Genomic DNA, 20287 nt, shown 5'->3' on the forward strand with positions numbered 1-20287 from the left:
GGGGGCCGCCGCCACTAGCGTGTCGGTCATGACCGGGTACGCCGACGACCTCGCTCTCGCCCACCTGCTCGCCGACGCCGCGGACGCCGTCTCCTCGGCCCGGTTCCGCGCGCTCGACCTGCGTGTCGAGTCGAAGCCGGACCTGACCCCGGTCTCCGACGCGGACACCGCCGTCGAGCGGGAGATCCGCGCGCTGCTGGCCGCCCACCGTCCCGGTGACGGCCTGCTCGGCGAGGAGTACGGCGAACAGCCGCCGGCCGGTCCCGACGGACGCCGCTGGGTGATCGACCCGATCGACGGCACGAAGAACTTCGTCCGGGGCGTACCGGTCTGGGCGACGCTGATCGCGCTGCTGGAGCACGACCGGCCGGTGCTCGGCCTGGTCTCCGCCCCGGCGCTGGGCCGCCGCTGGTGGGGCGCGCTCGGCGCGGGCGCGTTCGCCGGCACCGGCCCGGCGGACGGCACGCCGATCCGGGTCTCCGGCGTGACGGCGCTCGCCGACGCGAGCTTCTGCTACTCGTCGCTGACCGGATGGGAGCAGGCCGGCCGGCTGGACGCGATCCTCCAGCTCATGCGCGACACCTGGCGCAGCCGCGCGTACGGCGACTTCTACGGCTACATGCTGCTGGCCGAGGGGGCACTGGACGTGATGGTGGAGCCGGAGCTGTCGCTGTGGGACATCGCCGCGCTGGTCCCGATCGTCACCGAGGCGGGCGGCCGGATCACGGATCTGGCCGGGCGGCCCGTGCCGGCCGGTGCCGGCTCCGCCGACATCAGCGCCGTGGCCAGCAACGGGGCGCTGCACGACGACATCCTGGCCCGGCTCGGCCGTCCAGCCGAGCGCTGACCCGGGGGAAGCCTCTATCCTCGCCAGGTGGTTTCCTCCGGTTGGTGCTTCCTGGCGGCGATGATCATCGCGTACGGCTTCGCCAACCTCCTCCAGTCGGTCGCGGCCGCGCGGACCACCGTGCACCACACGTTCGATCCCGGGCTGCTGCTGCGCCTCGCCGGGCACCGGACGTACCTGATCGGTCTGACCTGCCAGGTCGTCGGCTTCGTGTTCGCCTTCCTGGCCCGCCGTGACCTGCCGTTGTTCCTGGTCCAGGCCAGCGTGGCGGCCGGGCTCGGGGTGACCGCCGTCCTCGGCGTGCTGGTGCTCAAGTGGCGCCTGCCGGCCGCCGAGGTGGTGCTGCTGGTGCTGCTGTTCGCCGGCATCACCGCGCTCGTGCTGTCCGCCCAGCCGGCGCCGTCGCGGCAGCTCGGCACCGCCGGGCTGGTCGGCCTGGCGGTGGCGGTGGCCGCGATAGCCGGCTCCGGCTTCTTCGCCGCCCGGCTGCACGGCGCGCTCGGGTCGGTGGTGCTCGGCTCACTGGCCGGGATGGCGTTCTCCGCCGCGGCGGTGGCGGCCCGCCCACTCGCCTCGGCCGGATCGGTGGAGGCGTTCGTCCGCGACCCGCTGCTCTACCTGCTGATCGTCCACTCGGTGATCGGCCAGCTGCTGCTCGGGCTGGCCATGCAGCGCGGGTCGACCACGGCGGCGGTGGCGGCGATGGACGCCGCCGGTGCGGTGCCCGCGGCGATCGTCGGGCTGCTGCTGCTCAACGACAAGATCTGGCCCGGCCGCGAGTGGCTGGCCGGTCTGGGCTTCCTGGTGACGCTCGCGGCGGTGGTCGGCCTGACCCGGTACGCCGAACCGCAGCACCACCACGCCGGCGCCCGCCAGAAGGCGATAGTGGGCGCCCCGATGGTGCCGGTTCAGGCCGCCTCGACCGGACCGCGTTCGGAGACGACCACCTCGACCGGCGGCGTCACCTCGACCGGCGTCGGCTCGATCGGGGTGGCCGGACGGCGCCGCCCGATCACCCGCTCGTAGAGGCGCTCCAGCGCGGCGGCGGTCCGTTCCCACGTGTAACTGCACCGGACCCGGTCCACCGCGGCGTGCCCGTACGCGAACCGCCCGGCGTTGTCCGACAGCAGCCGGCGCAGCGTGACCCCGAGCGCGCGCACGTCACCCGGCGGCACCAGCTTGCCGGTCACCTCGTCCACCACCGCGTCGGCGATGCCGCCCATGGCGTAGCCGACCACCGGCACGCCGCAGGCCATCGCCTCCAGCGACACCCGCCCCGCGGACGCGTAGTGCGGGGTGCAGGCCACCAGGTCGGCGGAGCGGTACCAGGTGGCCATCTGGTCGTGCGGCACCGCGCCGACCAGCTTCACCTGCTCCGCCACGCCGGCCCGTTCGGCCAGCTCGCGCAGCCGGCGCGCCTCGGCGTGCCCGTCGAGCCGCCCGGCCGGCGGGCCGCCCGCGATCACCAGCTCCGCGTCGCCGACCAGCCGCATCGCCCGGATCAGGTCGTCCTGGCCGTGCCCGGGCGCGAGCCCGCCGACGGAGAGGATCCGGGGCCGCTGGTCCCGCGGCGCCGCCTCGCCGTCCGGGTGGAACTGACCGGTGTCCACGCCGGTCGGCACCATCGCCACGGACGCGCGTTGCAGGCCCATCCGGGTCAGCTCGTCGACCTCGTCGTTGCACTGCGCCACCGCCACGTCCACGGCCCGGGTCAGCGCCCGCTCCAGCGGGATGCGCTCCCCCGGCCCGGAGTACTCCCGGCCCAGGTGACGTAACTGCTCGACGCCGAGCGAGTGGAACGTCTGCACCACCGGGATGTCGGTCGCGCGTACCGCGTGGGCGGCGGCCAGCCCGCCGACCCAGTAGTGCCCGTGCACCACGTCGGGGGTCCAGTCCCCGGCCCACTGCCGGGCCAGCCAGCGGCCGTACTCGGCGACGAACGGCACCAGCTCGGCGGTGGAGAGCATGTCGGGCGGGCCGACCGGGACACGTTCCAGCCGGTAGCCGTCGAGTTCGGTCAGTGCGGGCTGGGCGGACGCGGCACGGCGCTCGTAGACGCGGACGTCATGGCCCCGGGCGGCGAGTTCCGCCGCCACGCGCGCAATGTGCTCCTGCGTCCCGACGGTGGGACCGTCGGTGGACGAGCCGGCGTGCGCGCATACAAGGCCGACGCGCATGGTGCACCTCCATGCGTTTCTCGCGAGCGGGGTCTCCGGTCAGAGCGTCCCATTAACCCAGGTCCGGTGCGCTAAAACCTGGCAGATCGGGGCCACCCGGCCACGGCGTCCCGCGGGCGGGACAAGCCGACCGAACCCGATCAGCGTCGAAAACGGTCGGCATGACCGTCCGGACCGGGGGTACCGACGGGGAATGCCGCTGACTCGCAGCCTCTCCGACGCCACAGTCGTCATCACCGGCGCCTCCAGCGGGATCGGCGCGGCAACCGCGTACGCGCTGGCCCGCCGGGGCACCGACGTGGTGCTGGCCGCCCGGACCGAGTCGGCGCTGCGCCGGGTGGCGGCGTACTGCCGGGAACTGGGCGCGCAGGCGCTCGTGGTACCCACCGACGTGACCGACCCGGAGGCCGTCGGGCGGCTGGCGGAGCGGGCGGTGGCCGAGTTCGGCCGGATCGACGCCTGGATCAACAACGCGGCAGTGGGCACCGTGGGGCTGTTCGACGAGATCCCGGTGGCCGAGTTCCGCCGGGTGGTGGACGTCAACCTGCTCGGCGCCGTGTACGGGACGCGGGCCGCGCTGCCCTGGCTGGGCGCGGCCGGCGGCGGGGTGCTGGTCAACAACGCCTCGGTGCTGGCCGAGGTGGCGATGCCGTACCAGTCGGCGTACAACGCGACCAAGCACGCGATCCGCGGGCTCGCCGACACGGTGCGGCAGGAACTGCGGGTGACCGGCCGGGGGAACATCTCGATCTGCACCGTGCTGCCCGCCACCATCGACACGCCGTTCTTCCGGCACGCGGCCAACCACTCCGGCCGGGAGCTGACCCCGCCGCCGCCGGTGTACCCGCCGGAGATGGTCGCCGAGACGATCGTCAAGCTGCTGCGCCGGCCCCGGCGGGAGGCGTACGCGGGCGGCGCGGCCCGGCTGATCGGCCTCCAGTGGCGGCTCGCTCCGGCGCTGGCCGAGCGGGTGCTGGGCTGGTACACCGCGCGCACCCAGTTCGGCCCCGGCGTACGCGCCGACTCCACGGGTGGCCTCTTCACGCCCGACGCGGCGGCGGAGCGGACCGACGGGTGGTCCGGCCGGCGCGGGCAGGTGCTGCGGCTGAGCGCGGCGGTCGGGCTGGCCGCCGGCACCGCTGCCGGCGCGGTGGCGGCGATCAGCCGCCGGTCCCGGGGTGATCGGCTGTGAGTCCCGTCGACCGGACCGGTGCGCGGGCGCGGACCGACGTGCACAATGGGGCGATCATGCCGACCGACGCGCGTTGCCTGGTGGAGACCGACGAGTCGTCACCGACGGTCCGGCTGACCGGGGTGCTCGACCGGGCCGAGGTGCAGGCCGTCCGGGACGCGCTGCTCGCCCGGCTGTGGCAGCGGCCCGGGTTGCTGCTGGTGGACCTGTCCGGGGTGCGGATCCCCGATCCGCTGGCACGTGACGCGCTGGACGAGGCCTGCCGGGCGGTCGCCGACTGGCCCGCCGCCGAGCTGCTGCTCGATCCGGACGGGCCGCCACCGGACGCGCCGCCCGAGCCGCTCGACGCCGAGTTGTCCCCGGTGGTCGAGTCGGCCCGCGAGGCACGGGTGCTGGTCGCCGGCGGGTGCGCCGGCTGGGGGCTGCCGGAGCTGACCGAGCCGGCCTGCATCGCGGTCACCGAGATGGTCAACAACGTGGTGGCGCACGCGGTCACGCCGATGACGCTCCGGCTGGCCCCGCGTGACGGCGCGCTGCACGTGGCCGTCCGGGACCACTCGGCCGGGCGGCCCGCGTACGGCGGTCCGGCGCCGGTGGACTCGGTGGGCGGGCGAGGGCTGCTGCTCATCGACACGGTGGCCCGGCGCTGGGGCAGCACGGCGCTGCCCGACGGCAAGGTGGTGTGGTGCGTGCTGTACGCCGAGGACGAGGCGGCGTACCGCAACTGACGAGGCAACGTTCCGCAAACGAGATGCCGTTTCGCCCTGTTGCTCCCGATCCACCCGGCCGGTTGCGGTTAGGGCGGCGAGCGCAGTGGGTAGTTCCCGGGCATGCGCGACGACGAGTACCCCACCCCCGTGTCCGATCCCGAGGCGGAGGGTCTGCCCGACACCGCCGACGACGACTCCACCGCCAACGACGACGTGCTGACCGGGCGCGAGGCGGACGGCCCCGAGCCGGCCCAGCTCCCCGGCGATCGCACGCCGGTCGCCGTGGACCAGTTCGGCACCACGGCGGAGGAGCAGCTCGACGGCGAGTCGCTGGACTACAAGCTCCAGCGTGAGCGGTACGAGCGCCCCGCCGACGATCCGCTCGCCGGCCCGGTCGACCCGGACATCGCCGCCGAGGCGGACAGCGAGGAGGCCGCCGCGCAGGCCCAGCTCGACGCCGACGTGATCGACCCGGGTCCCGTCTCGGACCCGCACTCCCCGGTGTCGGTGTACGACCACGGCCAGCTCGGCACCGTCGCCGACCACGAGGTGGGCCGGCTGGTCGAGCCGGACGAGGGCGCACACACCGACCAGGAGACCGACAACGTCGCCTACGACGCGGGCTCCGCCGGTGGTGGGGCCAGCGCCGAGGAGCTGGCGGTGCACGAGACCCGGCCGCCGGAGGCGCGCTGACCGCTCAGTCGTCCAGGCCCCGCTCGATGGCGTACCGGGTCAGCTCGACCCGGTTGTGCAACTGGAGCTTGCCCAGGGTGTTCTGCACGTGGTTCTGCACGGTCCGGTGGGACAGGCTCAGCCGGTCGGCGATCTGCTTGTAGGACAGCCCCTTGGCGACCAGACGCAGCACCTCGGTCTCCCGTTCGGTGAGCCGGGGTGCGTCGTCGTGCGGGGCGGGCGGCGCCGCGGCCAGCCGCCGGTACTCCCCCAGTACCAGCCCGGCCAGGCCGGGCGTGAACACCGGCTCCCCGGCCGCCGTGCGGCGTACCGCGTCCAGGAACTCCGCCGGTGCGGCCGACTTGATCAGGTAGCCGGTGGCGCCGGCCTTGACCGCGTCCAGCACGCCCTGCGGCTCGCCGCTGGCCGACAGCATGAGCACCCGCACGTCGGGCAGCGCGGCGCGCAGACCCCGGATCACCTCGACGCCGGAGATGTCCGGCAGCTGTAGGTCGAGCACGACCAGGTCGGGGCGGGCCGCCGCGGCCACCCGTACCGCCTGCCGTCCCTCACCGCTGGTCGCCACCACCTGGTGACCGGCCTCGGTGAGGTCACGGGCCACGCCCTCGCGCCACATCGGGTGGTCGTCGACCACCATCACCCGGATGCTCACCCGCGGCTCCTCGGCACGACCAGCTCGATCTCGGTGCCGGCGCCGGGCGCGGACACGATCCGCACCTCGCCGCCCAGGTCCGTCACCCGGCCCCGGATGGACTGCGCCACCCCGAGCCGCCCCTGCGCGGCGGCCTCCGCCAGCCGCCCCTCCGGGATGCCCGGCCCCTCGTCGCGTACCGAGACGGTCACCGTCTCCTCCTCGTCCTCGATCAGCACCCAGGCCCGCCCGCCGGCGTGCCGGGCCACGTTGTCGAGCGCCGCGCCGACCGCGGCGCCCAGCTCACCGGCGGCCCGGGCCGGCAGCGGCACCGGTGTGGCAGGTGCGGACACCACGACGGTGGCCGAGGCGTACCTGTCGATCAGGTCGCGCAGGTCCTGCTCGTCACCCGCCGGGTCCGACGGCACGCCCGTCCGGCCGATCAGTGCCCGCAGCGCCTCCTCCTGCTCGCCGGCCAGCCGGGCCAGCTCGGCCGCCTCGCCGTCCAGATCCGCGCCGCGCCGCCGGACCAGCGCGAGCACCTGGAGCACCGAGTCGTGGATGTCGCGGGCCAGCCGCTCCCGTTCCCGGGTGGCCGCCTCCAGCTCCACCGCCCGCTGCAACCGCTCCTCCGCCTGCACCGCCAGCCGGGCCACGTGCCCGACCACCACCCCGGCCAGCAGCATGAGGATCGCCCCGGTCAGCGCGGACGGGCTGATCCGGTCCCGGGTGGCGAGGTCGGCGCCGCCGAGCACGAGCGCGGCCACCGCGCCACGCCGCCGCCCGCCGGAAACCGCCCAGGCGAGCACCGGCCCGGCCAGCCAGGCGGCGGTCAGCATCGGCACCCCGGCGGCGAGCGCCGCGCGACCCACCACCCATGGCGTGACCAGGATGATCGCCAGCACCACGCCGAGGTCGGCCAGGAGCAGCGGCCAGCGCCGCCCGGCCGGTCGGCCGTAACCGGCCGCCGTCACGCCGCTCCACACCAGCATCGCCAGCAGGACTCCGCCCGCGGCGACCGGGTGCGCGTAGCGGTCCGCGTCGCGCAGCACGACCAGTCCGACGTACGCGAGCGCGGCGAAGCGGAACACCGCTATCGATCGCCAGAAGGGGCCCTCGAGGCCGGAGGACGACGGCATGTGCGACACCCTGTCACAGCCGGTCCAGGGCACCCCGGGCGGTGCGGCCCGGGAAACCCTGACGTACGGTGGAAATGCCGCGAAATTCGTCGAGAACCATCGTCGGGACGGGGTCATGACAGACGCAGAGCTTCCCGCAACGCGTACGGTTGTGCCCATCGAACCTTCCCTGCTTCTCGCCACGGCCTTCGACCAGGCGCAGGTGACCGGGCTGCGGCACTCGGTCACCTCCTGCGCGCACGGGTCGGGCCTGTCCGGCCAGCGGCTGGACGACTTCGTGCTGGCGGTCAACGAGCTGATCACCAACGCGGTCCGGCACGGCGGCGGGCAGGGCTGGCTGCGGCTCTGGAAGCGGGACGGCGAACTGGTCTGCGAGGTCGCCGACCACGGGCCCGGGATCAGCGAACGGCGGCTGCGCGACCGCGAACGGCCCGCGCCGGACACCGCCGGTGGCTGGGGCCTCTGGCTGGCCCGGGAGCTGAGCGACGCGATGGAGGTGGAGAGCGGCGACGCCGGAACCGTCGTCCGGATCACCGCCGCGCTCGCCACCCGCCAGCCCGCCACCGGCTCGCTGGACGGCTGACCCGCCGCCCCGTCAGGCGAACAGGGCGCTCACCGACTCCCCGTTGTGGATCCGCCGCATCGCCTCGGCCAGGGCTGGCGCCACCGACAGCACCTCCAGCTTCGGCACCCGCTTCTCCGCCGGGATCGGCACCGTGTTGGTGCAGACGATCTCCAGAACACCCTCCTGCGCGCTCAGCCGCTCCAGCGCCCCGCTGGAGAACAGGCCGTGCGTGCAGGCCAGCCGGATCGAGCGGACCCCCCGCTCGCGCAGGTGCGAGATCAACTCGATCACGGTGCTGCCCTTGGCGATCTCGTCGTCCAGCACGATCACGTCCCGGTCCGTCACGTCGCCGATGATCGTGCTGATCTGCACTCGGTCGTCGCTGTAGCGCTGCTTCGCGCCGGCCGCGACAGGCGTGCCGAGCATCCTGGCGAACGCGGCGGCCTCCTTGGCATTGCCCAGGTCCGGCGAGACCACCACCGCGTTGCTCAGGTCGTACCCCTGGAAGTGGGCGGCCAGCTCGCGCAACGCGTGCAGGTGGTCCACCGGGACGCTGAAGAAGCCGTGCACCTGCGGCGAGTGCAGCGTCATGGCCAGCACCCGGTGCGCGCCGGCGGAGGTGAGCAGGTCGGCGACGAGCCGGCCGCCGATGGAGATGCGCGGCGCGTCCTTCTTGTCCGACCGCGCGTAGGCGTAGTGCGGCAGCACCACGGTGATCCGGGCGGCCGACGCGCCCCGGGCCGCGTCGATCATGAGCAGCAGTTCGACCAAATGCTCCTGCACCGGCGGCACCAGCGGCTGGATGAGGAAGACGTCGCGCTCCCGGCAGTTCGCCTGCAACTGCACCTCCAGGCAGTCGTTGGCGAACCGGGACACCCGTACCGGGTGCAGCGGGACGTGGAGGTGGGCGCAGATCTCGGCGGCGAGGTCGGGATGGGCCGACCCGCTGAACACGGCAATGTCACGCACGTCTGATGATCGTACGGGGCGCCGGAGGGAGACGGTGGCCGCGCGCGGCGGGTACGGTGCTGCCGTGACCGCAGAGTTCGTCGCCGCCATCGACCAGGGCACCACGTCCTCGCGCTGCATCGTCTTCGACCGGGCCGGTGAGATCGTCACCGTGGCCCAGCGCGAGCACCGGCAGATCTTCCCCCGCCCCGGCTGGGTCGAGCACGACGCCGAGGAGATCTGGACGAACGTCGAGCACGTGGTGCGCGAGGCGCTGGCGAGCGCCGACATCGGCACCGAGATGCTGGCCGCGGTGGGCATCACCAACCAGCGCGAGACCACTGTGGTGTGGGACCGGGAGACCGGCCGTCCGGTGGCGAACGCCATCGTCTGGCAGGACACCCGCACCGGGCCGCTGCTGCGGGAGCTGACCGGGACGTACGACGAGGAGCGGCTCCGGACCCGCACCGGCCTGACCCCGGCCACCTACTTCGCCGGCCCGAAGCTGCGCTGGCTGCTCGACCACGTCGACGGGCTGCGCGAGCGCGCCGAGCGCGGCGAGGTGCTGTTCGGCACCATGGACAGCTGGCTGATCTGGAAGCTGACCGGCCGCCACGTCACCGACGTGACGAACGCCAGCCGCACCATGCTGATGGACCTGGAGACGCTCGACTGGGCCCCGGAGCTGCTCGACGCGCTGCGGATCCCGGCCGCGACGCTGCCCGAGATCCGCAGCTCGGCCGAGGTGTACGGCACCGCCCAGGGGGTGCTGGCCGGGGTGCCGGTGGCGAGCGCGCTCGGCGACCAGCAGGCGGCGCTGTTCGGGCAGACCTGCTTCCAGCCCGGCGAGGCCAAGTGCACCTACGGCACCGGCAGCTTTCTGCTGCTCAACACCGGCGCCAGCCCGGTGCCGTCGCGGCACGGCCTGCTCACCACTGTGGCGTACCGGATCGAGGGCCAGCCCGCCGTGTACGCGCTGGAGGGTGCCATCGCGGTCACCGGCTCGCTCGTGCAGTGGCTGCGTGACAACCTCGGCCTGATCTCCACCGCCCCACAGGTCGAGGAGCTGGCCCGCACCGTCGACGACAACGGCGGCTGCTACGTGGTGCCGGCCTTCTCCGGCCTGTTCGCCCCGCACTGGCGCAGCGACGCCCGGGGCGTGATCGCCGGGCTGACCGGCTACATCACCAAGGGGCACCTGGCCCGCGCGGTGCTGGAGGCGTCCGCCTTCCAGACCCGGGAGGTGGTGGACGCGATGAACGCCGACTCCGACGTGGCGCTGCGCCGGCTGCGGGTCGACGGCGGGATGACCGGCAACGAGCTGCTCATGCAGTTCCTCGCGGACGTGCTGGACGTGCCGGTCGTGCGGTCCCGGATCACCGAGACGACGTGCCTCGGCGCCGCGTACGCCGCCGGCCTGGCCGTCGGGTTCTGGCCGGACCTGGCCACGCTGCGCGAGAAGTGGCGCTCGGACGCGCAGTGGGAGCCGGCCATGGACCCGGCGCACCGGGAGCACGAGCTGCGCCAGTGGCGCAAGGCCGTCCGGCGCACGCTCGACTGGGTCGAGTGAGCGTCAGTCCCAGCTGTTGCCGGTCAGCTTCTCGTACACCTCGACGTAGCGGGCCCGGGTCGCCTCGATCACCTCGGCCGGCACCTCCGGCGCGGGCGGCTGCCTGTCCCAGCCGCTCGCCGTGGCCCAGTCCCGCACGTACTGCTTGTCGTAGGAGAACTGGGCGCGGCCCGGCTGGTACGACTCGGCCGGCCAGAACCGGGAGGAGTCGGAGGTGAGCACCTCGTCGCCGAGGACCAGCGTGCCGTCCGCCGCCCAGCCCAGCTCCAGCTTCGTGTCCGCGATCAGGATGCCCCGCTCGGCGGCGATCTCCGCGCCGCGCCGGTAGACGTCGACGGTGATCTGCCGCAGCCGGTCGGCGACCTCCGGCCCGACCTTGTCCACCACCTGCTCGTACGTGATCGGCTCGTCGTGTTCGCCAGTGGGTGCCTTGGTCGTCGGCGTGAAGATCGGTTCGGGCAGGATCGACGCCTCCACCAGGCCACGGGGCAGCGGTACGCCGCAGACCGAACCGGTGCGCTGATACTCGGCGAAGCCGCTGCCGGTCAGGTAGCCCCGGGCCACGCACTCGACCGGCACCATGTCCAGCCGCCGGCAGCGGATCGCCCGGCCGGCGAACTCGGCCGGCACGTCCGTCGCGGAGATCACATGGTTCGGCACCAGGTCGGACAGCTGCTCGAACCACCACAGCGACAGCGCGGTGAGCAGGCGGCCCTTGTCCGGGATCGGGGTCGGCAGCACCACGTCGTAGATGGAGACGCGGTCGGTGGCGACCAGGATCAGGTCCTCGCCGTCGGCGTAGACGTCCCGGACCTTGCCCGAGTGCAGAAGTTCCACGGCGCTAGTACACCATGACCGGCGCGGGTCGCCGGGCGCGCCCACCAGCCGTCCCGCCCGGCGTTGACACCCGGCCGGGTGCCGGTGAAATGATCCGTCCACCCCACCTTTCGGAGAGACCCGTGCGCGCTCCGCAGTCCGTACCCCGTCCCGGGCTCGACCGGCGACGGTTCCTCGGCGCGCTCACCGGGCTGCCGCTCGCCGCCGGCGGGCTGCCGCTGCTCACCGGGTGCGGCCCGGAGGAGGTGGCCGCCGACGACGGCCCGATCGAGTTGTCCGTGTTCTGGTGGGGCGGCGCCCGCCGGGCCGTGGCCACCGAACAGGCGCTGCGGCTGTACTCGCAGCAGAACCCCCGGGTCAGCTTCCGGGTCACCTGGCAGGGGCTGGGCGGCTACTACGACCGGATCGCCACCCAGGCCACCGGCGGGAACGCGCCGGACCTGTTCCAGATCGACGACACGGTGCTCGCCGAGTACGCCGGCCGGGACATCCTGCTCGACCTCACCCGGTACGTCGCCGACGAGCGGCTCGACCTGCGCGAGGTGCCGGAGCAACTGGCCCGCTACGGCCGGGTGGACGAGCGCACCGTGGGCGTGCCGGCCGCGCAGACGAGCGCGGCGCTGGTGTTCAACCGCCGGCTGCTGCGCCGGCTGGGCCAGCCCGAGCCGCGTACCGGGATGTCCTGGAAGGAGTACGTGACCTGGGCCGCCCGGGTCACGCGCGCCTCCGGCAACCGGGTGGCGGGCACCATGGACGCCTCGGGCGACTACCGGGCGTTCTGGCTGTGGCTACGCGGCCAGGGCCGCGAGCTGTACCAGGGCCGGCAGCTCGGCTTCAGCTCCGCCGAGCTGCTCGCCTGGTTCGAGTTCTGGGAGGTGGCGCGCTTCGACCGGGCCACACCGAGCGCCGCCCTGGTCGAGCAGGCCGACAGCGGCGAGCTGGCCCGCCAGCTCGTGGTCACCGGGCACACCGCGGCCTCCTTCGCCTGGTCGCACCAGCTGCCCGAGTTGCAGAACCTGACCGACGACGAGCTGGGCGCCGTCGCCTTCCCGGGTACGCCCGCCGCCCAGTGGCCGCGCGCGTCGATGTACTGGGCCGGTTTCCGGGGCACCCGCCACCCGGAGGCGGTGGTGGACGTGCTCGGCTTCCTGACCACGAACGTGGCCGCCGGGCGGCTCCTCGGGGTCGAGCGCGGCCTGAACGCCAGCAGGCAGGTGCGCTCGTTCGTCGCCGCGGAGGTGGCCGGCCGGCCCGAGAGGCGCATGGCCGCGCTCGGCGCCGAGCTGGACGACCTGGCCGGCCCGTCGCCCGCGCCGCCGCCGAAGGGGCACGCCGAGGTGCGCACGCTGCTGATCGACGCGGCCGAGAGCATCCGCGCCAAGCGGTCCGGCGCCCGCACCGCGACCTCCCGCTTCATGGCCCAGGCGAACGCCGCGCTCGCCGGGTAGCCCTGCCCGCCCTTCGCCCGCCCCTCGCCCTGGTGATCATGAGGTTGGCGGCGACAAATCGGACGCGCCGCACGGTCAACTTCATGATCACCGCGGCGGGAGCGGGCCCGGGGTGACGGGTGTGGGTGGGAGTGTCAGCGCGGAGGGCGGTTGCGGCGGTTGCGGGTGAGCAGCACCACGAGCAGCACGATGCCGCCGACCACCACGAGGCAGCAGAGCAGGCCGACGATGCCGAACCCGCCACGGGAACGCCGGCGCGCCGCCTCCACCACGATCTCGCCGGTGCCTGTCGACGCCCAGGCCGCGACCGGTACGAAGACCGAGAGCACGACCGTACCGAGGACCGCGGCCAGGCGGCCCCACCACTTGTTCCATGCAGACATGCCCTCATCCTCGCCGAGACGCGCAACCGGGGCACGGCGGACGGAGAGGATGTCGCCGGACACAGCAAATAGCCGTCCATTTGGACTGTTAGGGTTCCCTGGTGACCTCCACCCGGCCCTCGATCCCCGCACCGGTCCTCGCCGGAAAGCGGGAATGGGCAGCCCTCGTGGTACTCGTCCTCGTGGTCCTCCTCCTGGCCGTCGACGGGACCGTCCTCTACCTCGCGGTCCCGTCGTTGACGGCGGACATCGGGCCCACCGCCACGCAGATCCTGTGGATCGGGGACATCTACGCCTTCGTGCTCGCCGGTCTCCTGATCACGATGGGCAACCTGGCCGACCGGATCGGCCGCAAGCGGCTGCTGCTGATCGGCACGGTGGGGTTCGGCTCGGCATCCGTGCTGGCGGCCTTCGCCTCCACCCCGGAGGTGCTGATCGCGGCCCGCGCCCTTCTCGGCCTGGCCGGCGCCACGTTGATGCCGTCGACGCTCTCCATCGTCCGCTCGATGTTCGCCGATCGCGCGCAGCGGGCCCGGGCCATCGCGCTCTGGTCGGCCGGGGCCACCGCCGGGGCCGCACTCGGTCCGCTGGTGGGTGGCGCGCTGCTGGAGCGCTTCTGGTGGGGATCGGTCTTCCTGATCAACGTGCCGGTGATGGTGCTGGCGCTGGTGGCCGGATGGCTGCTGCTGCCGGAGTCGAAGGGCGAGGCGCCGGCGCGGATCGACGTGGGCTCCTCGGCGCTGTCCATCGTCACGATCGTCCCGCTGGTCTTCGCCCTCAAGCGTCTGTTCAGTGACGGGGCCGACGCCCTCACCGTGGCGGCCGCCGCGGCCGGGCTGCTGGCCGGGTGGTGGTTCGTGCGGCGGCAGAACCGGCTGGCGGTGCCGCTGCTCGACGTCTCGCTGTTCAAGGTGCCGGCGTTCTCGGGCGCGCTGGCCGCCAACGTGCTGGCCATCTTCGGGTTCCTGGGGCTGCTGTTCTTCTTCTCCCAGTACCTCCAGCTGGTCCGGGGCTTCGGTCCGCTGAAGGCAGGCGTCGCCGAGCTGCCCGGGACACTCGCCGCGGTGCTCGTCGTGGCGCTGATCGGAATCCTGCTGTCGCGGCTGGGGGCGGGCCGCGCGATCGGGCTGGGACTGATGGCCGCCGCCGTCGGGCTCGCCGTCATGGGGACGAGCGTCGACCTCCGGAGCTACTGGGGCCTGGGCATCGGCCTCGCCGTCATCGGGCTCGGCATCGGTGTCGCCATGACGCTCTCGACGGACGCCGTCGTCGGCGCGGTACCGGAGCGACGCGCGGGCGCCGCGTCGGCGGTGTCCGAGACGGCGTACGAGCTGGGTGGCGCGCTCGGCATCGCCGTCCTCGGCTCGTTGCACGGGCTGCTCTACCGCTCGTCGCTGGCGCTCCCCGCCGGGACCACCGCCGCCGATCGGGCGCTGGCGGAGGACTCCCTGGCCGCGGCCGTGTACGGGTCACCGGCGCCCGGCGTCGTGGCCGCGGCGCAGGACGCCTTCGCCCAGGCGATGCAGTCCGCCACCTTCGTCGCCGCCGTGATCCTGGTCGGCGCCTCGGTGGTGGCCTGGAAGATCATCCCCTCCGAGCCCGTGCCTGCTGGAGGTGTCCGTGCCGAGCACTGAACGTCGTCCGGTCCGCGATCGCGCCCGTACCCGGCGGGCCGTGCTGGACGCCGCCGAACGGGTGATCACCCAGCACGGCGCCAACGTCAGCCTGGCCGCCATCGCCCAGGAGGCGGGTGTCACCAAGAGCGGCCTGATGCACCACTTCCCCTCCCGTGAGGATCTGTTCGCCGCCCTGGTCGAGCAGGTGATCACCCGTTTCTGGGAGGAGGTGAAGGCCCACGTCGACCCCGGCGACGACCGGCCCGGCGCCTTCACCCGCGGGTACGTGCGCGCCCTGACGGGAGACAGCGCGTACCTGGCGGAACTGGGCAGCGCCACCGGCCTGCTCGCGCAGCTCGGGATCGACAGCATGGAGCACGTGCTCGCGGTGGACCCCGAGGACCCGGCCCGCTGGAACCGCGCCTTCGAGGCCGACGGCCTTCCGCCGGGCCGCGTCTGGGCCGTCCGGTACGCCGCGGAGGGACTCGCCATCGGCATCGGCACCGCCTATGTCACCGACGAGCAGCTCCGGCTGGCCCGCGCGGAACTGCTCGCCCTCACCGAGACGGCCCCGGAATGAGTTCAGGCCCGGAATCCGTGGATTCCGGGCCTGAACGGTGGTAGCGGGGACAGGATTTGAACCTGCGACCTCTGGGTTATGAGCCCAGCGAGCTACCGAGCTGCTCCACCCCGCGTCGGCTCCTACAGCTTATCGCACCCCGATCCTGGAGATCAGCCGGGTACCCGATCCCGTCGGCGTAGAGCGGAAACGACGAAGGCCCCGGAGAAAATCCGGGGCCTTCGTCACGAGTAGCGGGGACAGGATTTGAACCTGCGACCTCTGGGTTATGAGCCCAGCGAGCTACCGAGCTGCTCCACCCCGCGTCGGCTCGACAACCGTAGCGCACCGACAGGGCGAGGCGCAAAACGGGTACTCAGTCCAGCCACCGCCGGATCGCCTCGACCGCCCGGCGGCTGTCCGCGTCGAACTGGGCGCGCTGGGTCGAGGTGCTCTCCCAGCCCTGCTCCCACAGCACCGTCACCACGTCGCCGGAGCGCACCGCGCGGACCAGGTGCACCTCGTCGCCGCCGCTCGGATCGCCGTTGGCGTCCCGGTACGGCGTCCGCGTCTCGAACAGCACCGACTCCTCGCCGTACCCGCTGTCGGGCAGCAGCCGCTGCCGCACCGTCACCGGCGGCGTGCCCCGGGCGGGCTGCTCGGGGCAGGCCCGCACCGCCGCGCGCAGCTCGGCCAGCGCGGCGACGGCGCCCCCGGGACGGTAGATCGTGATGCTGTGCCGGTAGATACCGGACGGCACCTCGTCCGCCGATGCGCCGGTCCGGCGGTACGGCAGCGACCGGGCCCGCTGCGCCACCACCCGCTCGTCGCCGGGCGTCGCGCCGCACAGTGCCGGCAGGACCGGTCCCGGGCCGAAGTAGTTGCCCGTACCGGCGTCGTTCGCGGCGGGCAGCACGAAGAACGCCCGGTCCGGGATCGTGGTCGGGGTCACCGCGGCCGGAGGCGTGGTGGTCACGACCGGGCTCCGCGAGCCGGTGGTACGCCCGGCCGACGGCGACGGCGTGGTGGGCGACGGCGCGACCGAGGGCGCGGCGGACGACGGCCGCGGGGTGGGCGTACCCGCGGGGGCTGGAACCGGGCCGGGGCCCGGCCCGGCGGCGAGCACCAGCTGGCTTCCGGCCACCGTGCCCGCGACCAGCCCGGCCGCGGCCAGGACGGTGATCACGGCGCGGCGCCGGGCCCAGCGGTCGGCGCCGCGGCGCAGCCGGTCCGGCGCCGGCAGCACCCGCCCGTCGGTGTCGGCGGCGAGGGACCGGTAGTAGCGGTGCAGTTCACGCGACATCGTTGACCTCCAGCTCCTCGGCGGTGACACCGGGCAACAGCTCGGCCAGCCGGGCCCGTCCCCGGGACAGCCAGGACTTCACCGTGCCGGTGGGTACGCCGGCCTCCCGGGCGATCTCCTCCACCGGCAGGTCGAACAGGTAGTGCAGGGCGAGCGCCTGCCGGTGCCGGGGCGGAAGCTGCCGCAGCGCCGCGACCAGCAGCACGGTGTCCTCGCCGGGTGGTTCGACGTCGGGTGGCGGGCCGGTGCGCCCGGCCGCGAGGCGCCACCCGCGCAGCCGCCGGAACCGGTCGGTCGCAAGCCGGCTGATCACCAGCCGCAGCCACGCCTCCGGCGCCGGATGGCAGGCGAGCTTCGCCCAGTGCCGCCAGGCCCGGGCGTACGCCTCCTGCACGAGATCCTGGGCCTCGGCCGGGTCGCCCGCCACCGCGTAGCCGTACCGGACGGCCCGCCCCGACGTGCTGCGGTAGAAGTCGTCGAAACTGTCCGCGTCCCGCATGTGCCCTCCCGCCCCCACACGTTCACCTGCACTGTTGACGGCGCGGCGGGGTGCGGGGTTGCGGCCGGGAAGTCCGCTTCACGACACGAGCCCGTGGTCCGGGTGACCGTTGCGGTCCCGGACCACGGGCTCGTCAGCTCGGCGTCAGCCGCCCGGTGTCGGCGCGGGCGACGTCGGCGCCGGTGGCGAGACGCTGCCCGACGGGGCCGGGTTGCCCGAGCCGTTCGCCGCGGCCTGGGCCTGCTGGAAGGCGCTCATCGCCTCGTCCAGCGCCTTCAGCGCACGCCCGTACCGCTCGAAGTCGCCGGACGCCTGCGCGGCCTTGACCTCGGCGATCGCGGTCTGCACCCGGGCGGCCGCCTGGGCCAGTTCCCCGCTCATCGGCGGCGGCGTGTCGTTGTCGCCTCCGGTCGGCGGCGGCGTGGGGTTGTCGTCGGTGCTGGGCGGCGGGTTGTTGTTCGGCGCCCGCTTGCCCTGCTCGACGAGCTGCTTGATGCCGTCGTCGAGGTTGTTGGCGAGCACCACGTACGAGCCGCCGTCACCGTAGGAGAGCAGCACCTTCTGCAACAGCGGGTACGCGTCCTGGCTGCTGCTCTTCACGTACACCGGCTCGACGTAGAGCATGCCGTCGGCGAACGGCAGCGAGAGCAGGTTGCCGTACTGCACCTGCGCCTGGTTGGAGGAGAGCAGGTTGAGCTGCTGCCGGATGTCGCCGTTGTTGGTCATCTGCTGGTGCACCTGCGTCGGCCCGGAGATCCGGGTCTGGTCCGGCAGCTCCAGCACCTCCAGCCTCGGCTGCCCGTCGACGTACGACCCGCTGACCAGCGCGGCGAGGTTCTGCCGCCCGTTCGGGGTGACAGCCGAGGTCAGCTGGAAGCGTGGCCCGTCCTGCCCGGGGAACTGGGTGAACAGGTAGTACGGCGGTTGCTTCTGCCCGCTGTCCGGCGCGTCCGGCACGTTCGGCACCTGCCAGAAGTCCTGGCCGGAGTAGAAGTCGCCGGGGTCGGTGACGTGGAACTTGGTCAGCAGGTTGCGCTGCACCTTGAACAGGTCGACCGGGTAGCGGAAGTGTTCGGCCAGCTCGGCCGGGATGTCGCCCTTGGGCAGCACCAGATCGCCGCCGAACGCCTTGTTCCACGCCTTGAGCACCGGGTCGGTGTCGTCGTACGAGTAGAGCTTGACGGTGCCGTCGTACGCGTCGACAGTCGCCTTCACCGAGTTGCGGATGTAGTTGACGTTCTCCCGGGCGAGCTGGAACGTGCCCCGTCCGGTCAGCTCGTCGGCGGTCTCGGCCTGGAGGTTGACCCGCTCGGCGTACGGATAGGTCGCCGCAGTGGTGTAGCCGTCGATGATCCACAGTACGCGCCCGTCGACCACCGCCGGGTACGGGTCGCCGTCGAGCGTGAGGAACGGCGCGACCTTCTCCACCCGGTCGCGCGGGTTGCGTACGTACAGCAGCTTCGAGTTCTCGTTGACCGCCTCGGAGAGCAGGAAGTTCGATTCCTGCTCCTTGATCGCGTAGAGCAGCCGGCGCGGGAACGAGCCGATCTCGACGCCGCCCTCGCCGGTGTAGGTGTAGTACTGCTCGCCACCGGTGGAGGTGGGCCGGTCGAACTCGACGTTGCGGTCGCCGGTCTGCCCGACGATCGCGTAGTCGTTCGACTCCATCCGCTCGCCGTAGTAGATCCGCGGCTGCTGGGCCGGGATCTCCTCGGCCGGCGCGGAGCACGCCTCCTGCGCCTTCTCGCCGAGGAAGCCGGAGACGAAGTACGGCTGGCCGCCGCAGACCACCTGGTTCGCCGGGGCGGCCACCAGGCCGTACCCGTGGGTGTAGACGGTGTGACGGTTGATCCAGTTGCTCTGCTGGTCGGTCAGCTCGCCGTAGTTGATCTCACGGACACCGACCACGTAGTCGGAGGTGTTGTCCTTGACCGAGTACCTGTCGATGTCCAGCTTCGAGCCGAAGTCGTAGAAGCCGCGGACCTGCTGGAGCTGCGTGTACGTCTCGGAGACGAGCTGCGGGTCGAGCAGCCGGATGTTCGACACCACGGAGGTGTCGGTGGCGAGGCTGGCGGGTGGAACGAGGTTGCTGGCCGCGTACGGTGTGGTCTTCGCACCCTCCAGGCCGAACGCGGACCTGGTGGCCTTGATGCTGCGTTCGATGTACGGCGCCTCCTTGTCCCGGGCGCTCGGCTTGACCTCGAAGGTCTGCACGGCCCACGGGTAGATGCCGCCGATCGCCACCGCGGAGACGCCCAGCAGGGCCAGCGAGATGCCCGGCCAGACCAGGTTCCGCATGACCGCGTTGGAGAACACGATGATCGCCAGCGCCACCAGGACGGAGATCCAGGCGAGGATCTCCTTCGCCGGGAGCAGCGCGTTCACGTCGGCGTAACCGGCGCCGTAGAGCTTCGCGCCCTCGTTGTACTCCAGCAGCATGGCCCGCCGGTCCAGCACGTAGGCGACGGCCTTGAGCAGCACGAACACGGCGATCAGCGAGCTCAGGTGGGCGCGGGCGGCGTTCGTCATCCGGTCGCCGACGCCCTGTAGGCGCACGCCGCCGAAGATGTAGTGCACGGCGAGCGCGCCGAGCAGCGACAGCACCACGGCGGTGAAGCCGACGCCGAGCAGATAGCGCCAGAACGGGAGCTGGAAGACGTAGAAGCCGACGTCGACGCCGAACTCCGGGTCCTTCACGCCGAAGTCGCCGCCGTTGCGGAACAGCAGCCACTGACCCCAGCGGCTCTGCGCGGAGAGGCCGGCGAACAGCCCGACGACGGCGGCGGCGAGCGCGATCCAGATGCCGAGCCGCGGGCTCAGCAGCATCCGGTATCGCTCCAGCGTGGCCTGCTCGGCCGAGTGCGGACGCATCCTGGGCCGCAGCCGGTGGGCCAGCCAGAGGTTGCCGCCGACGAGCAGCGCCATGCCGGCGCCGACGACGAGGAACAGCAGCAGGCGGGTGGTGAGCACGCCGGTGAAGACCTGGGTGTAGCGGACCTCGTCGAACCAGAGCCAGTCGGTCCAGGCGTTCACGCCCCACCCGAGGAGGGTGAACAAGATGAACACCCCGATCAGGACACCGATGGTGACGCGTCCGCGCCGGCTCATCCTCGGCAAGGGACTGCTACGCATGACCACTGTTGGCTCCGCACGCTCGATGTGATCGGCTC

General features: G+C 73.1%; 19 protein-coding genes and 2 tRNA genes. 10 read left to right on the forward strand and 11 right to left on the reverse strand.

Annotation, left to right across the window (positions count from 1 at the left end; genetic code table 11):
- Nucleotides 1-28: 28 nt before the first annotated feature.
- Together hisN and KSK32_RS06455 are read left to right on the forward strand one after the other, a co-directional pair.
- Nucleotides 29-847: a histidinol-phosphatase gene (gene hisN / locus KSK32_RS06450; RefSeq protein ID WP_216929484.1), complete on the forward strand. Its 819-nt coding sequence runs from the start codon at nt 29-31 to the stop codon at nt 845-847.
- Nucleotides 848-907: 60 nt separating this feature from the next.
- Complete coding sequence (locus KSK32_RS06455; protein WP_216935863.1) at nt 908-1873, forward strand: hypothetical protein; 966 nt, start codon at nt 908-910, stop codon at nt 1871-1873.
- Here KSK32_RS06455 and KSK32_RS06460 read toward each other — a convergent pair.
- Nucleotides 1756-3024 (reverse strand): glycosyltransferase, encoded by a 1269-nt coding sequence (locus tag KSK32_RS06460; RefSeq protein WP_216929485.1) that lies wholly within the window; start codon nt 3022-3024, stop codon nt 1756-1758. The two genes, KSK32_RS06455 and KSK32_RS06460, sit on opposite strands and share 118 nt — an antisense overlap.
- Nucleotides 3025-3217: 193 nt before the next feature.
- Here KSK32_RS06460 and KSK32_RS06465 point away from each other — a divergent pair, with 193 nt between their 5' ends.
- The 3 genes from KSK32_RS06465 to KSK32_RS06475 all read left to right on the forward strand — a co-directional run bounded on the left by KSK32_RS06465 (nt 3218) and on the right by KSK32_RS06475 (nt 5619).
- On the forward strand, nt 3218-4216 hold the full coding sequence (locus KSK32_RS06465; protein ID WP_216929486.1) for an SDR family oxidoreductase: 999 nt from the start codon (nt 3218-3220) through the stop codon (nt 4214-4216).
- Nucleotides 4217-4272: 56 nt separating this feature from the next.
- Nucleotides 4273-4944, forward strand: coding sequence for an ATP-binding protein (locus KSK32_RS06470; RefSeq protein WP_216929487.1), 672 nt, complete (start codon nt 4273-4275; stop codon nt 4942-4944).
- A 102-nt stretch (nt 4945-5046) separates the two neighbouring features.
- Nucleotides 5047-5619, forward strand: a complete 573-nt coding sequence (locus KSK32_RS06475; protein WP_216929488.1) for a DUF5709 domain-containing protein — start codon at nt 5047-5049, stop codon at nt 5617-5619.
- A gap of 4 nt (nt 5620-5623) precedes the next feature.
- On the opposite strand, the gene KSK32_RS06480 is transcribed toward KSK32_RS06475, so the two are convergent.
- The gene (locus KSK32_RS06480; RefSeq protein WP_209310474.1) at nt 5624-6256 is read right to left on the reverse strand and encodes a response regulator transcription factor; all 633 of its coding nucleotides are present in this window, start codon (nt 6254-6256) and stop codon (nt 5624-5626) included.
- An 11-nt stretch (nt 6257-6267) separates the two neighbouring features.
- Entirely contained in the window at nt 6268-7389 is a 1122-nt protein-coding gene (gene macS / locus KSK32_RS06485; protein ID WP_216929489.1) for a MacS family sensor histidine kinase, read from the reverse strand.
- A gap of 115 nt (nt 7390-7504) precedes the next feature.
- Between macS and KSK32_RS06490 the strand changes: the two genes are divergently transcribed.
- Nucleotides 7505-7972 carry an ATP-binding protein gene (locus KSK32_RS06490; RefSeq protein ID WP_216929490.1) on the forward strand — a complete coding sequence of 156 codons (468 nt, stop codon included), beginning with the start codon at nt 7505-7507 and terminating at the stop codon, nt 7970-7972.
- A 12-nt stretch (nt 7973-7984) separates the two neighbouring features.
- On the opposite strand, the gene KSK32_RS06495 is transcribed toward KSK32_RS06490, so the two are convergent.
- Nucleotides 7985-8923 (reverse strand): ribose-phosphate pyrophosphokinase, encoded by a 939-nt coding sequence (locus tag KSK32_RS06495; RefSeq protein ID WP_216929491.1) that lies wholly within the window; start codon nt 8921-8923, stop codon nt 7985-7987.
- A gap of 64 nt (nt 8924-8987) precedes the next feature.
- Between KSK32_RS06495 and glpK the strand changes: the two genes are divergently transcribed.
- Nucleotides 8988-10472, forward strand: a complete 1485-nt coding sequence (glpK, locus tag KSK32_RS06500; protein ID WP_216929493.1) for a glycerol kinase GlpK — start codon at nt 8988-8990, stop codon at nt 10470-10472.
- Nucleotides 10473-10475: 3 nt separating this feature from the next.
- Here the strand turns inward: glpK and KSK32_RS06505 are convergent, their stop codons facing one another.
- The gene (locus tag KSK32_RS06505) at nt 10476-11309 is read right to left on the reverse strand and encodes a phosphoribosylaminoimidazolesuccinocarboxamide synthase (RefSeq protein ID WP_216929495.1); all 834 of its coding nucleotides are present in this window, start codon (nt 11307-11309) and stop codon (nt 10476-10478) included.
- A gap of 122 nt (nt 11310-11431) precedes the next feature.
- On the opposite strand from KSK32_RS06505, the gene KSK32_RS06510 reads away from it, so the two are divergent.
- A complete protein-coding gene (locus KSK32_RS06510) occupies nt 11432-12757 on the forward strand; it encodes an ABC transporter substrate-binding protein (RefSeq protein ID WP_216929497.1) in 1326 nt (441 codons plus the stop codon).
- Nucleotides 12758-12891: 134 nt separating this feature from the next.
- On the opposite strand, the gene KSK32_RS06515 is transcribed toward KSK32_RS06510, so the two are convergent.
- Entirely contained in the window at nt 12892-13140 is a 249-nt protein-coding gene (locus tag KSK32_RS06515) for a hypothetical protein (protein ID WP_216929499.1), read from the reverse strand.
- 101 nt (nt 13141-13241) lie between these two features.
- On the opposite strand from KSK32_RS06515, the gene KSK32_RS06520 reads away from it, so the two are divergent.
- Together KSK32_RS06520 and KSK32_RS06525 are read left to right on the forward strand one after the other, a co-directional pair.
- On the forward strand, nt 13242-14774 hold the full coding sequence (locus KSK32_RS06520) for an MFS transporter (protein WP_216929501.1): 1533 nt from the start codon (nt 13242-13244) through the stop codon (nt 14772-14774).
- A complete protein-coding gene (locus KSK32_RS06525; protein ID WP_216929503.1) occupies nt 14761-15336 on the forward strand; it encodes a TetR/AcrR family transcriptional regulator in 576 nt (191 codons plus the stop codon). Before KSK32_RS06520 ends, KSK32_RS06525 begins: the two co-directional genes overlap by 14 nt.
- A 38-nt stretch (nt 15337-15374) precedes the next feature.
- Here KSK32_RS06525 and KSK32_RS06530 read toward each other — a convergent pair.
- The 5 genes from KSK32_RS06530 to KSK32_RS06550 all read right to left on the reverse strand — a co-directional run bounded on the left by KSK32_RS06530 (nt 15375) and on the right by KSK32_RS06550 (nt 20249).
- Nucleotides 15375-15451 (reverse strand) — tRNA-Met (locus KSK32_RS06530).
- Between the two features lie 116 nt (nt 15452-15567).
- Nucleotides 15568-15641, reverse strand: a tRNA-Met gene (locus KSK32_RS06535).
- Between the two features lie 50 nt (nt 15642-15691).
- Complete coding sequence (locus KSK32_RS06540) at nt 15692-16618, reverse strand: hypothetical protein (RefSeq protein WP_216929505.1); 927 nt, start codon at nt 16616-16618, stop codon at nt 15692-15694.
- The gene (locus KSK32_RS06545) at nt 16608-17117 is read right to left on the reverse strand and encodes an RNA polymerase sigma factor (protein WP_216929507.1); all 510 of its coding nucleotides are present in this window, start codon (nt 17115-17117) and stop codon (nt 16608-16610) included. Before KSK32_RS06545 ends, KSK32_RS06540 begins: the two co-directional genes overlap by 11 nt.
- 144 nt (nt 17118-17261) lie before the next feature.
- Nucleotides 17262-20249: a UPF0182 family protein gene (locus KSK32_RS06550; protein WP_254186965.1), complete on the reverse strand. Its 2988-nt coding sequence runs from the start codon at nt 20247-20249 to the stop codon at nt 17262-17264.
- Nucleotides 20250-20287: the final 38 nt, after the last annotated feature.

It is taken from the genome of Micromonospora sp. WMMB482 (genome assembly GCF_019038635.1).
In the GTDB taxonomy this organism is placed as follows: Bacteria; Actinomycetota; Actinomycetes; order Mycobacteriales; family Micromonosporaceae; genus Micromonospora; species Micromonospora marina.

Excerpts from the sequence above, each read along its gene's own strand:
- hisN (WP_216929484.1), top strand. The coding sequence starts at position 29 with ATGACCGGGTACGCCGACGACCTCGCTCTCGCCCACCTGCTCGCCGAC.
- KSK32_RS06455 (WP_216935863.1), top strand. The coding sequence starts at position 908 with ATGATCATCGCGTACGGCTTCGCCAACCTCCTCCAGTCGGTCGCGGCC.
- KSK32_RS06460 (WP_216929485.1), bottom strand. The coding sequence starts at position 3,024 with ATGCGCGTCGGCCTTGTATGCGCGCACGCCGGCTCGTCCACCGACGGT.
- KSK32_RS06465 (WP_216929486.1), top strand. The coding sequence starts at position 3,218 with ATGCCGCTGACTCGCAGCCTCTCCGACGCCACAGTCGTCATCACCGGC.
- KSK32_RS06470 (WP_216929487.1), top strand. The coding sequence starts at position 4,273 with ATGCCGACCGACGCGCGTTGCCTGGTGGAGACCGACGAGTCGTCACCG.
- KSK32_RS06475 (WP_216929488.1), top strand. The coding sequence starts at position 5,047 with ATGCGCGACGACGAGTACCCCACCCCCGTGTCCGATCCCGAGGCGGAG.
- KSK32_RS06480 (WP_209310474.1), bottom strand. The coding sequence starts at position 6,256 with ATGGTGGTCGACGACCACCCGATGTGGCGCGAGGGCGTGGCCCGTGAC.
- macS (WP_216929489.1), bottom strand. The coding sequence starts at position 7,389 with ATGCCGTCGTCCTCCGGCCTCGAGGGCCCCTTCTGGCGATCGATAGCG.
- KSK32_RS06490 (WP_216929490.1), top strand. The coding sequence starts at position 7,505 with ATGACAGACGCAGAGCTTCCCGCAACGCGTACGGTTGTGCCCATCGAA.
- KSK32_RS06515 (WP_216929499.1), bottom strand. The coding sequence starts at position 13,140 with ATGTCTGCATGGAACAAGTGGTGGGGCCGCCTGGCCGCGGTCCTCGGT.
- KSK32_RS06540 (WP_216929505.1), bottom strand. The coding sequence starts at position 16,618 with ATGTCGCGTGAACTGCACCGCTACTACCGGTCCCTCGCCGCCGACACC.
- KSK32_RS06545 (WP_216929507.1), bottom strand. The coding sequence starts at position 17,117 with ATGCGGGACGCGGACAGTTTCGACGACTTCTACCGCAGCACGTCGGGG.
- KSK32_RS06550 (WP_254186965.1), bottom strand. The coding sequence starts at position 20,249 with ATGCGTAGCAGTCCCTTGCCGAGGATGAGCCGGCGCGGACGCGTCACC.